Consider the following 9,941-nt stretch of genomic DNA (forward strand, 5'->3'; position numbering starts at 1 on the left):
CGCCCGGATCGTTGTCAGGGCGGAAACTGCAGCGCCGCGTGTCGAAACCGACACGCAAAGGACGCTGCAGGATCTTGAGTGGTGCATGACCCTTTCTCTCGATTGCGAACAATCGAAAGGGTCAAGCACTCAGAAGTTCAGACCGCCTTCGCGGGCAGCTTCTGCCACAGCCTTGATACGGCCGTGATAGATGAATGCGCCACGGTCGAATACGACATCCTTGACGCCAGCCTTGACGCCACGCTCTGCCACCAGCTTGCCTACGACAGCTGCTGCTGCAACGTCGGCGCCGGTCTTGAGCGAGCCGCGCAGATCGGCTTCGAGCGTGGAGGCAGACGCAAGCGTCTTGCCAGCAACGTCATCGATGATCTGAGCGTAGATGTTCTTCGACGAGCGATGAACCGACAGGCGCGGGCGGCCATTGGCAACCGCCTTGATCTGGCGGCGCACACGGCTCGCGCGACGTGCAAGTGCTTCTTTCCTGCTAGCCATTTCGCGTGATCCTTACTTCTTCTTGCCTTCTTTGCGGACGATACGCTCTTCAGCGTACTTCACGCCCTTACCCTTGTAGGGCTCGGGACCACGGTATTCACGGATTTCCGCGGCAACCTGGCCAACCTGCTGCTTGTTGATGCCGGAAACGATGATTTCCGTCGGCTTCGGAACGGCAATGGTGATGCCGACCGGAGGCTCGTAAACTACATCGTGGCTGAAACCGAGAGCCAGCTGCAGGTTCTTGCCCTGCAGGGCGGCACGGTAACCGACGCCGTTGATTTCGAGCTTGCGTTCGTAGCCGTCCTTAACACCCTTGAAGATGTTCTCGATCATCGTGCGGGACATGCCCCACTTCGAACGAGCTTCCTTGGTGTTGTTGGCCGGCGTTACGGAAACGCCATTATCTTCGAGTTTCAGCTGGATGTCGTCATTAGCGACGAAAAACAGTTCACCCTTCGGGCCCTTAGCAGTGACCTTCTGGCCGTCGACATTGGCCGTAACACCTGCTGGAACCTGAACGGGCTTTTTACCGATACGAGACATTGTTCAATCCTGTCTGTTCGTTATGGAGATCCGTGCTCGGGTCTTAGAAGACCGAGCAAAGAACCTCGCCACCAACGTTCTGTTCGCGAGCTTGGTGATCGGCCATCACGCCCTTCGGGGTCGAAAGGATGGTGATGCCGAGGCCGTTCGCGACCTGCGGAATGGACTTAACCGAGACATAAACTCGGCGGCCCGGCTTGGAAACGCGGCCGATCTCACGGATCACGGACGCGCCTTCGTAGTACTTCAGTTCGATCGTGAATTCGGCCTTGCCGTTTTCGAAATCGACCTTGGAATAACCGCGAATGTAGCCTTCAGCCTGCAGCACGTCGAGAACGCGTGCGCGGAGGCTGGAAGCAGGCGTGCTTACCGAAGACTTACGGCGAGCAGCACCATTGCGGATGCGGGTGAGCATATCACCCAAAGGATCAGTCATGGTCATGTGCCCGTCTCCTTACCAGCTCGACTTGACAATGCCCGGCACCTTGCCGGAATTGCCCAGCTCACGAAGCGCGATACGCGACATCTTGAGTTTGCGATAGAACGCGCGCGGACGGCCCGTTACTTCGCAGCGGTTGCGGATACGCGTCTTCGAGCCGTCACGCGGCAGCGAAGCGAGCTTCAGAGTGGCCTTGAACCGGTCTTCGATCGGAAGGGACTGGTTCATCACGATCGCCTTCAGTGCAGCCCGCTTGGTGGCCTGCTGGGCGACCGACTTGCGGCGGCGCTTGTTCTTTTCAACTGCGCTTGTTTTCGCCATATCGGAGTTCCTTTTCTACGCTCGTCGTTACGGTTAGTGACGGAACGGGAAGTTGAACTCTGTAAGCAGAGCCCGTGCTTCGTCGTCCGACGTCGCCGTCGTGCAAACGATGATGTCCATGCCCCACATCTGATCAACCTTATCGTAGTTGATCTCAGGGAACACAATGTGTTCCTTGATGCCCATGGCGAAGTTGCCACGGCCGTCAAAGCTCTTCGGGTTCAGACCCCGGAAGTCGCGAACGCGCGGCAGCGCGATGTTGACCAGGCGATCAAGGAATTCATACATGCGGGCGCCACGAAGGGTAACCTTCGCACCGATCGGCATGCCTTCGCGAACCTTGAAACCAGCGATCGAGTTGCGAGCGCGGGTAACAACCGGCTTCTGGCCGGCAATCGCAGCCAGGTCACCGGCAGCAATGGTTGGCTTCTTGGAGTCGGCAGTTGCCTCGCCAACACCCATGTTGATCACGATCTTTTCAAGCTTCGGGATCATCATCACGTTGGCGTAGGAGAACTTCTCCTGCATGGCGCCACGGATACGGGAAACGTACTCCGTCTTGAGACGCGGCTCGTACTTATCAGCCATCGATCACTTCTCCCGAACGCTTGGCCACGCGGACCTTCTTGCCGTCTACAACAGTAAAGCCAACGCGGGTCGGCTTGCCATCCTTATCGACGATGGCAATGTTGGAGATGTGCAAGGACGCTTCCTTGTTGATGATGCCAGCTTCCTGAGCCTGGGTCTGGCGCTGGTGACGCTTCACCATGTTAACGCCACGCACAACGGCCCGATCTTCCTTCGGCAAAACCTGGATTACTTCGCCGGTACGGCCCTTGTCCTTACCGGTCAATACGACAACGTTGTCGCCTTTACGAATTTTCTGCATCGCATACGCTCCTTACAGTACTTCCGGAGCCAGCGAGATGATCTTCATGTGGTTCTTGGCGCGAAGTTCGCGCGGAACCGGTCCGAAGATACGGGTGCCGATGGGCTCTTTCTTGTTGTCGATAAGAACGGCTGCGTTGTTATCGAAACGGATGACGCTGCCGTCAGCGCGACGGATGTCCTTGGCGGTGCGAACGACAACCGCCTTCATCACATCGCCCTTCTTGACGCGGCCGCGCGGAATAGCTTCCTTGATGGAAACGACAATAATGTCGCCAACAGAAGCATATTTGCGCTTCGAGCCGCCCAGCACCTTGATGCACATGACACGACGTGCGCCGGAATTATCCGCCACGTCGAGGTTTGTTTGCATCTGAATCATGTCAGGTCGCCTTCTTGTTGTTACCGGAACGGTTGGGCAAACTCTCCCGAGTGAGCCCCCTGCCCCAGCTTATGAATGTCTCTTTTTTTGCGCGGAAATGTCGTGACAGGGTGGTTTCCCGAAGGACCTTCCGTGCGCATCAAAGCAAAAGACGCTCGATTCACGAGCGTCCTTGCGGTGCTTCATACAGTATTTCGCGCCAAGTACAAGAGACCTGGCGCGATTCTGATGAAATTAAGCCTGGGCGGAAACGACCGTCCAGCGCTTGTCCTTGGAGATCGGTGCGCATTCCTCGATGGAAACGACATCGCCGACCTTATACTGATTGTTTTCGTCGTGTGCCTTGTACTTCTTCGAACGGCGAACGGTCTTCTGGAGCAGCGGGTGAGCGAATCGGCGCTCAACCCGGACTACAACAGTCTTCTCGTTCTTGTCGGACACTACGACGCCCTGCAGAATGCGTTTCGGCATATTATTTTTCCTTAGGCCTTGGCTTCTGCCGCCTTCTGGCGGGCAATGGTTTTAACGCGGGCGATGTCCTTGCGGACTTCGTTGATGCGCGAGGACTTCTCCAGCTGGCCAGTCGCCTTCTGGAAGCGCAGGTTGAACTGCTCCTTCTTCAGATCGGCGAGCTTGTCCTTGAGCTGGTCGGCGCTGAGGCCGCGAACTTCATCGGCTTTCATGTGCCTTGCTCCTTACTCTGCGATGCGCTGTACGAAGCGCGTCTTGACCGAGAGCTTGGCAGCGCCGAGACGAAGCGCCTCGCGGGCGATCTCCTCGGACACACCGTCGATCTCGAACATCATACGACCGGGCTTGACCTTGCATGCCCAGTATTCGACCGAACCCTTGCCCTTACCCATACGAACTTCGGTCGGCTTTGCCGTTACCGGAACGTCTGGGAATACGCGGATCCACACACGACCTGCGCGCTTCATGTAACGCGTGATCGCGCGGCGGGCCGCTTCGATCTCGCGTGCGTTCACGCGGTTCGGTTCCTGCGACTTCAAGCCGAATTCACCGAATGCCAGGTCAAAGCCGCCCTTGGCGACGCCCTTGATGCGTCCCTTGAACTGCTTGCGGTACTTAGTACGCTTTGGCTGCAACATTTTCTTACTTCTCCGAGCTTATCTTTCGCCAGCGTCAATCAAGCGTTTTCGCGACGACGATCGGGACGATCGCCACGCTCACGGCTTGCAGGGCCCTGAGCATCGCCTTCGAGACCACGACGCTCAGAAGCCATCGGATCGTGCTCAAGGATTTCGCCCTTGAAGATCCAGACCTTGATGCCGCAGATGCCGAACGCGGTTTCTGCTTCAGCTGTGCCGTAGTCGATGTCCGCACGCAGCGTGTGCAGCGGAACGCGTCCTTCGCGGTACCATTCGGTACGAGCGATTTCGGCGCCACCGAGACGGCCACCGCAGGTGATCTTGATGCCTTCGGCGCCAAGACGCATTGCGGACTGAACCGAACGCTTCATCGCACGGCGGAAAGCCACGCGGCGCTCGAGCTGCTGGGCGATCGACTGAGCGACGAGAGTCGCGTCGATTTCCGGCTTGCGCACTTCAACGATGTTGAGGTGCGTTTCGGAGTTGGTCATCTCGGAAAGCTTCTTGCGAAGCTTCTCGATGTCCGCGCCCTTCTTGCCGATGATGAGACCCGGACGAGCCGAATGGATCGTAACGCGGCACTTCTTGTGCGGACGCTCGATGACCACCTTGGCGATACCGGCCTGCTTGAGTTCCTTGATCAGGTAAGCCCGGATCTTCAGGTCTTCATGCAGCAGCTTGCCGTATTCAGCGGTGTCAGCGTACCAGCGGCTATCCCAGGTACGGTTGATGCCGAGGCGGAAGCCGATCGGATTGATTTTCTGACCCATTATGCGGCCTCCCCTTTTTCCTCAACTTCACGAACAACGATCGTGAGGTGAGAGAACGGCTTTTCAATGCGGGATGCACGACCACGGCCACGAGCGTGGAAACGCTTCATGGTGATGGACTTGCCAACATAGGCCTCGGCGACGACGAGAGCGTCGACGTCGAGGTCATGGTTGTTTTCCGCATTGGCAATCGCAGATTCGAGCGTCTTCTTGACGGTCCCTGCGATGCGCTTGCGGGAGAATTCGAGCTCGGCGAGAGCGCGATCAACCTTCTTGCCACGGATAAGAGCGGCAACCAGGTTCAGTTTCTGGGGGCTGACGCGGAGCGTACGGGCAATGGCCTGAGCCTCATTGTCCTTCAGCCGGCGTTCGGTCTTAGCCTTCGCCATGATTACTTCCTCTTTGCCTTCTTGTCCGCGCCGTGACCGTAATAGGTACGGGTCGGAGAGAATTCACCGAACTTGTGTCCGACCATGTCTTCATTGACAGAGACGGGCACATGCTTGCTGCCGTTGTAGACGCCAAACGTCAATCCGACGAACTGCGGCAGGATCGTGGAGCGACGGCTCCAGATCTTGATTACTTCATTGCGTCCGCTTTCGCGCACCTTCTCAGCCTTAGTGAGAAGATAGCCGTCAACAAACGGACCTTTCCAAACTGAACGAGCCACTTGAGACTTCTCCTCTTACTTCTTGCGCTGATGGCGCGAACGCATGATGAACTTGTCGGTCGACTTGTTCGAACGGGTGCGCTTGCCCTTCGTGGGTTTACCCCACGGAGTAACCGGGTGACGACCACCCGACGTGCGACCTTCACCACCACCGTGCGGGTGGTCGACCGGGTTCATGACGACGCCGCGAACGTGCGGACGCTTGCCACGCCAACGCGAACGACCGGCCTTGCCGTCGTTGGTGTTGCCGTGATCGGAGTTCGAAACTGCGCCGATCGATGCGAGGCAGGAGCCGTGCACCAGACGCTGTTCGCCCGAGTTGAGACGCAGGATAGCCATACCGGCATCGCGGCCGACGAGCTGGACGTACGTACCGGCGGAGCGGGCAATCTGACCGCCTTTACCTGGCTTCATCTCGACGTTGTGGATGATCGAACCGACCGGAATGTACTGAAGCGGCATGGTGTTGCCGGGCTTCACGTCCACTGCCTTGTCGGAGGCGATCACCTTGTCACCGGCAGCGAGACGCTGTGGCGCGAGAATGTAAGCCTGTTCGCCGTCGGTATACGTAACCAGCGCGATGAACGCGGTGCGGTTGGGGTCGTATTCCAAACGTTCAACGGTGCCTTCAACGTCGAACTTGCGACGCTTGAAGTCCACCAGACGGTAGGTCCGCTTGTGACCACCACCCTGGAACCGGACGGTGATCCGGCCCTGGTTGTTGCGGCCACCCTTGGAGCTGAGGCCCTGGGTGAGAGCCTTTACCGGCTTGCCCTTGTAGAGCGAAGCGCGGTCCACGATAACCAGCTGACGCTGGCTTGGCGTGGTCGGATTGAAACTTTTCAATGCCATATTCTTGTTCCCTTTTGGGTCTTTGCCCGCTTGGGCCTAACCTTTAGAGTCCGGTGGACACGTCGATGGATTGACCTTCGGCGAGCGTAACGACGGCTTTCTTGACGTCTTTCAGCTTACCGGCGAACCCACGGAAACGACGGGTCTTACCCTTGCGGATAAGCGTGTTCACAGCCGTGACTTTGACGCCGAAGAGAGCTTCCACGGCAGCCTTGATTTCAGGCTTGGAAGCGCTTTTGGCGACGTTGAATACGACCTGGTTCTGTTCGGATACCAGCGTCGACTTTTCCGTGATCGAAGGAGATACGATCACATCGTAGTGGCGAAGATCCGTCATTTGAACCGCTCCTCCAGAGCCTCTACAGCAGCCTTGGAAAGCACGAGCTTACCACGACGCAGGATGTCGTAAACATTGATGCCCTGAACCGGCAGAACGTCCACATTCGGGATGTTCTGAGCTGCGAGCTTGAAGTTGCCATCAAGTTCTGCGCCACCGATAACGAGAGCGTTGGTCAGGCCAAGCGAAGCGAAGCTGCCCAGCAGAGCCTTGGTCTTTGCTTCGGACGCGACGAGCTGATCGACGATGATCAGATCTTCAGCCTTCAGCTTTGCAGACAGGGCGTGACGCAGAGCAAGCGCGCGAACCTTCTTGGGAAGGTCGTGTGCGTGGCTGCGAACGACCGGGCCGTGGGCCTTGCCGCCGCCGCGGAACTGCGGTGCGCGAGCCGAATGGTGACGAGCGCGGCCCGTACCCTTCTGCTTGTACATCTTCGCACCAGTACGGGAAACTTCCGCACGGGTCTTGGTCTTGTGCGTTCCCTGCTGCTTCTTTGCAAGCTGCCAGCGAACCATACGGGCCAGGATATCCTGACGGGGATCGAGGCCGAAAATCTCGTCCGACAGAGAAACCTTGCCGGCGTCTTTTCCCTCGAGGGTCTTGACGTTCAATTCCATGATAAGGCTCCCTTACTTCGCGGCCGACTTGACGGCGTCGCGGACGATGATCCAGGCGCCCTTGGAACCGGGAACTGCACCCTTAACGAGGATCAGGCCACGGTCTTCATCGGTCGAAACGACTTCGAGGTTCTGGGTCGTAACGCGCGTCTGGCCCATATGACCAGCCATGCGCTTGCCCTTCCACACGCGGCCCGGATCCTGGTTGTTACCAGTCGAACCGTGCGCACGGTGCGATACGGAGTTACCGTGCGAAGCGCGACCACCACCGAAGTTGTGACGCTTCATAGCACCGGCAAAACCCTTACCGATCGTGGTTCCCGTTACGTCGACCAGCTGGCCGGCCTGAAAATGAGTTGCGGTCAGTGTTGCACCGATATCGATCAGGTTCTCGGGGGAAACCCGGAACTCGACGAGCTTTGCTTTCGGTTCGACATTGGCAGCGGCAAAATGACCGCGAAGCGCCTTCGTCGTGTTTTTGACCTTGGACTGGCCGGCACCGAGCTGAACTGCGGTGTAGCCATTCTTGTCTTCCGTGCGCTGGGAAACGACTTGTACGTTATCCATCCGCAATACTGTTACTGGAATATGTTCACCAGCGTCGTTGTAGACGCGGGTCATACCCACTTTCTGTGCAATCACACCTGAACGCATTGGTTCATCCTCTTGCGAGCCTTGAAGGGAAAACCCTTTTTGGCCTTTGTTAAGGAGTGCCCTTCGACATCTCACGATGTTTCCGGTCTCCGGATTGGAAGCCGTTGGATTTCTCCACGTACCTTCCTTGTTATATGGCCCTCACTTGGATGAGGTCAGGCCAGTCTTAGAGCTTGATTTCCACGTCAACGCCGGCAGCCAGGTCGAGCTTCATCAGAGCATCGACGGTCTGCGGGGTGGGGTCAACGATATCGAGAAGACGCTTGTGCGTCCGCATTTCGAACTGTTCACGGCTCTTCTTATCAACGTGAGGAGAGCGGTTGACGGTAAACTTTTCGATGCGGGTGGGGAGCGGAACCGGGCCGCGAACGCTGGCGCCGGTGCGCTTTGCGGTCGACACGATTTCACGGGTAGAGGCATCGAGGATCCGGTGATCGAACGCCTTGAGGCGGATACGGATATTCTGGCCGTTCATTCGTCTTGTCCTTGTTCTTTGTTATTCATTTCCGCACGCGGAAACACATGAACTTCTATTGATCGTGGCGCCGCAGATTTTCAAAAATCGAGAGGGATGCGCGTCGCACCCCAATCATTTCAGTAGTCTGTATTGCTAAAACACCGCGCTCCGCAATTGCTTGCGAATCCAGCGGGTGAGTGTGAATGCGCGTTTACGCGCTTTCACCGAATTTTTCAAGCACTAAAAATGCAACGCCGCCAGGCTTTTTTACTAAAAGCCCGGCGGCGGTGTGGGTAACACCGCCGCCGGTCTGAATTTCAACGTCGTGAAATTACTCGACGATAGAAGCGACGATGCCGGCGCCGACGGTACGGCCGCCTTCGCGGATAGCGAAGCGCAGCTTTTCTTCCATCGCGATCGGAACGATCAGCTCGACTTCAACAGTGACGTTGTCGCCAGGCATAACCATTTCCGTGCCTTCTGGAAGCGAAACGATACCGGTAACGTCAGTCGTACGGAAGTAGAACTGCGGACGGTAGTTCGTGAAGAACGGCGTATGACGGCCGCCTTCTTCCTTCGTCAGGATGTAGGCTTCTGCCATGAACTTCTTGTGCGGCTTGACCGAACCCGGCTTGCACAGGATCTGGCCACGCTCAACGCCGTCACGGGTAACGCCGCGAACGAGAGCACCGATGTTGTCGCCAGCCTGGCCCTGGTCGAGCAGCTTGCGGAACATTTCAACGCCGGTAACCGTCGTCTTCGACGTCGGACGAATGCCGACGATTTCAACTTCTTCACCAACCTTGACGATACCGCGCTCAACGCGACCCGTCACAACCGTACCACGGCCAGAGATCGAGAACACGTCTTCGATCGGCATCAGGAACGGCTGGTCGATCGGACGCTCAGGCGTCGGGATGTAGGCGTCAACAGCAGCCATCAGCTCGCGGATTGCGTCTTCACCGATCTTCTTGTCCGAATCTTCAAGAGCAGCAAGTGCCGAACCCTTGACGATCGGGATATCGTCGCCCGGGAAGTCGTAGGACGACAGAAGTTCGCGAACTTCCAGTTCGACGAGCTCGAGAAGCTCGGCGTCGTCAACCTGGTCGACCTTGTTGAGGAACACGACGATCGCCGGAACGCCAACCTGGCGAGCAAGCAGGATGTGCTCGCGCGTCTGCGGCATCGGGCCGTCAGCTGCAGAGCAAACCAGGATCGCGCCGTCCATCTGGGCAGCACCGGTGATCATGTTCTTCACGTAGTCGGCGTGGCCGGGGCAGTCGACGTGTGCGTAGTGACGGTTCGGCGTTTCGTATTCGACGTGCGCCGTCGAGATCGTGATGCCGCGAGCCTTTTCTTCAGGAGCAGCGTCGATCTGGTCGTACGCCTTGAACTCGCCGAAATACT

19 protein-coding genes are annotated in these 9,941 nt (G+C 57.5%); all 19 read right to left on the reverse strand.

Translation table 11 applies throughout. From position 1 onward, the window contains the following. Positions 1 to 129: 129 nt before the first annotated feature. Positions 130 to 492: a 50S ribosomal protein L18 gene (gene rplR, locus GH784_RS21900; protein WP_003516127.1), complete on the reverse strand. Its 363-nt coding sequence runs from the start codon at positions 490 to 492 to the stop codon at positions 130 to 132. Positions 493 to 504: 12 nt separating this feature from the next. Then, positions 505 to 1,038: a 50S ribosomal protein L6 gene (gene rplF, locus GH784_RS21905; protein WP_003516129.1), complete on the reverse strand. Its 534-nt coding sequence runs from the start codon at positions 1,036 to 1,038 to the stop codon at positions 505 to 507. Between the two features lie 43 nt (positions 1,039 to 1,081). After that, positions 1,082 to 1,480, reverse strand: coding sequence for a 30S ribosomal protein S8 (gene rpsH / locus GH784_RS21910; RefSeq protein ID WP_003516131.1), 399 nt, complete (start codon positions 1,478 to 1,480; stop codon positions 1,082 to 1,084). A 12-nt stretch (positions 1,481 to 1,492) separates the two neighbouring features. Continuing rightward, positions 1,493 to 1,798 carry a 30S ribosomal protein S14 gene (gene rpsN / locus GH784_RS21915; protein ID WP_003495202.1) on the reverse strand — a complete coding sequence of 102 codons (306 nt, stop codon included), beginning with the start codon at positions 1,796 to 1,798 and terminating at the stop codon, positions 1,493 to 1,495. Between the two features lie 33 nt (positions 1,799 to 1,831). Then, positions 1,832 to 2,386, reverse strand: a complete 555-nt coding sequence (rplE, locus tag GH784_RS21920) for a 50S ribosomal protein L5 (protein ID WP_003495201.1) — start codon at positions 2,384 to 2,386, stop codon at positions 1,832 to 1,834. Then, positions 2,379 to 2,687: a 50S ribosomal protein L24 gene (gene rplX, locus GH784_RS21925; protein WP_003516133.1), complete on the reverse strand. Its 309-nt coding sequence runs from the start codon at positions 2,685 to 2,687 to the stop codon at positions 2,379 to 2,381. Before rplX ends, rplE begins: the two co-directional genes overlap by 8 nt. Positions 2,688 to 2,699: 12 nt before the next feature. Next, positions 2,700 to 3,068 (reverse strand): 50S ribosomal protein L14, encoded by a 369-nt coding sequence (gene rplN / locus GH784_RS21930; RefSeq protein ID WP_003495199.1) that lies wholly within the window; start codon positions 3,066 to 3,068, stop codon positions 2,700 to 2,702. Positions 3,069 to 3,302: 234 nt separating this feature from the next. Further along, the gene (gene rpsQ / locus GH784_RS21935; protein WP_003495195.1) at positions 3,303 to 3,539 is read right to left on the reverse strand and encodes a 30S ribosomal protein S17; all 237 of its coding nucleotides are present in this window, start codon (positions 3,537 to 3,539) and stop codon (positions 3,303 to 3,305) included. An 11-nt stretch (positions 3,540 to 3,550) separates the two neighbouring features. Beyond that, the gene (gene rpmC / locus GH784_RS21940) at positions 3,551 to 3,751 is read right to left on the reverse strand and encodes a 50S ribosomal protein L29 (RefSeq protein WP_003495193.1); all 201 of its coding nucleotides are present in this window, start codon (positions 3,749 to 3,751) and stop codon (positions 3,551 to 3,553) included. A 12-nt stretch (positions 3,752 to 3,763) separates the two neighbouring features. Further along, a complete protein-coding gene (gene rplP / locus GH784_RS21945) occupies positions 3,764 to 4,177 on the reverse strand; it encodes a 50S ribosomal protein L16 (RefSeq protein WP_003516136.1) in 414 nt (137 codons plus the stop codon). A gap of 38 nt (positions 4,178 to 4,215) precedes the next feature. Further along, on the reverse strand, positions 4,216 to 4,947 hold the full coding sequence (rpsC, locus tag GH784_RS21950; protein WP_003516138.1) for a 30S ribosomal protein S3: 732 nt from the start codon (positions 4,945 to 4,947) through the stop codon (positions 4,216 to 4,218). Continuing rightward, a complete protein-coding gene (gene rplV / locus GH784_RS21955) occupies positions 4,947 to 5,336 on the reverse strand; it encodes a 50S ribosomal protein L22 (RefSeq protein ID WP_003495184.1) in 390 nt (129 codons plus the stop codon). The genes rpsC and rplV overlap by 1 nt, the downstream gene beginning before the upstream one ends. Before the next feature lie 2 nt (positions 5,337 to 5,338). Next, on the reverse strand, positions 5,339 to 5,617 hold the full coding sequence (gene rpsS / locus GH784_RS21960; protein ID WP_003507772.1) for a 30S ribosomal protein S19: 279 nt from the start codon (positions 5,615 to 5,617) through the stop codon (positions 5,339 to 5,341). Positions 5,618 to 5,632: 15 nt separating this feature from the next. Continuing rightward, a complete protein-coding gene (rplB, locus tag GH784_RS21965; RefSeq protein ID WP_003516146.1) occupies positions 5,633 to 6,469 on the reverse strand; it encodes a 50S ribosomal protein L2 in 837 nt (278 codons plus the stop codon). Positions 6,470 to 6,512: 43 nt separating this feature from the next. Further along, complete coding sequence (locus GH784_RS21970) at positions 6,513 to 6,806, reverse strand: 50S ribosomal protein L23 (RefSeq protein ID WP_003495178.1); 294 nt, start codon at positions 6,804 to 6,806, stop codon at positions 6,513 to 6,515. Then, positions 6,803 to 7,423 (reverse strand): 50S ribosomal protein L4, encoded by a 621-nt coding sequence (gene rplD, locus GH784_RS21975; RefSeq protein WP_003516147.1) that lies wholly within the window; start codon positions 7,421 to 7,423, stop codon positions 6,803 to 6,805. Before rplD ends, GH784_RS21970 begins: the two co-directional genes overlap by 4 nt. 12 nt (positions 7,424 to 7,435) lie before the next feature. Beyond that, the gene (rplC, locus tag GH784_RS21980) at positions 7,436 to 8,077 is read right to left on the reverse strand and encodes a 50S ribosomal protein L3 (protein ID WP_003516149.1); all 642 of its coding nucleotides are present in this window, start codon (positions 8,075 to 8,077) and stop codon (positions 7,436 to 7,438) included. 166 nt (positions 8,078 to 8,243) lie between these two features. Further along, positions 8,244 to 8,552, reverse strand: a complete 309-nt coding sequence (rpsJ, locus tag GH784_RS21985) for a 30S ribosomal protein S10 (RefSeq protein WP_003507767.1) — start codon at positions 8,550 to 8,552, stop codon at positions 8,244 to 8,246. A gap of 313 nt (positions 8,553 to 8,865) precedes the next feature. Then, positions 8,866 to 9,941 (reverse strand): elongation factor Tu (tuf, locus tag GH784_RS21990; RefSeq protein ID WP_153793748.1); only part of this gene is annotated, 1,076 nt, incomplete at its 5' end.

Origin of the sequence: Agrobacterium tumefaciens (assembly GCF_009649785.1) — a bacterium.
In the GTDB taxonomy this organism is placed as follows: Bacteria; Pseudomonadota; Alphaproteobacteria; order Rhizobiales; family Rhizobiaceae; genus Agrobacterium; species Agrobacterium tumefaciens.

Coding starts and splice junctions, on each gene's coding strand:
- rplF (WP_003516129.1), bottom strand. CDS start 1,038: ATGTCTCGTATCGGTAAAAAGCCCGTTCAGGTTCCAGCAGGTGTTACG.
- rplC (WP_003516149.1), bottom strand. CDS start 8,077: ATGCGTTCAGGTGTGATTGCACAGAAAGTGGGTATGACCCGCGTCTAC.
- rplE (WP_003495201.1), bottom strand. CDS start 2,386: ATGGCTGATAAGTACGAGCCGCGTCTCAAGACGGAGTACGTTTCCCGT.
- rpsH (WP_003516131.1), bottom strand. CDS start 1,480: ATGACCATGACTGATCCTTTGGGTGATATGCTCACCCGCATCCGCAAT.
- GH784_RS21970 (WP_003495178.1), bottom strand. CDS start 6,806: ATGACGGATCTTCGCCACTACGATGTGATCGTATCTCCTTCGATCACG.
- rpsC (WP_003516138.1), bottom strand. CDS start 4,947: ATGGGTCAGAAAATCAATCCGATCGGCTTCCGCCTCGGCATCAACCGT.
- rpsN (WP_003495202.1), bottom strand. CDS start 1,798: ATGGCGAAAACAAGCGCAGTTGAAAAGAACAAGCGCCGCCGCAAGTCG.
- rplN (WP_003495199.1), bottom strand. CDS start 3,068: ATGATTCAGATGCAAACAAACCTCGACGTGGCGGATAATTCCGGCGCA.
- rplD (WP_003516147.1), bottom strand. CDS start 7,423: ATGGAATTGAACGTCAAGACCCTCGAGGGAAAAGACGCCGGCAAGGTT.
- rpsQ (WP_003495195.1), bottom strand. CDS start 3,539: ATGCCGAAACGCATTCTGCAGGGCGTCGTAGTGTCCGACAAGAACGAG.
- rplR (WP_003516127.1), bottom strand. CDS start 492: ATGGCTAGCAGGAAAGAAGCACTTGCACGTCGCGCGAGCCGTGTGCGC.
- rpmC (WP_003495193.1), bottom strand. CDS start 3,751: ATGAAAGCCGATGAAGTTCGCGGCCTCAGCGCCGACCAGCTCAAGGAC.
- rpsJ (WP_003507767.1), bottom strand. CDS start 8,552: ATGAACGGCCAGAATATCCGTATCCGCCTCAAGGCGTTCGATCACCGG.
- rplP (WP_003516136.1), bottom strand. CDS start 4,177: ATGTTGCAGCCAAAGCGTACTAAGTACCGCAAGCAGTTCAAGGGACGC.
- rplX (WP_003516133.1), bottom strand. CDS start 2,687: ATGCAGAAAATTCGTAAAGGCGACAACGTTGTCGTATTGACCGGTAAG.
- rplV (WP_003495184.1), bottom strand. CDS start 5,336: ATGGCGAAGGCTAAGACCGAACGCCGGCTGAAGGACAATGAGGCTCAG.
- rplB (WP_003516146.1), bottom strand. CDS start 6,469: ATGGCATTGAAAAGTTTCAATCCGACCACGCCAAGCCAGCGTCAGCTG.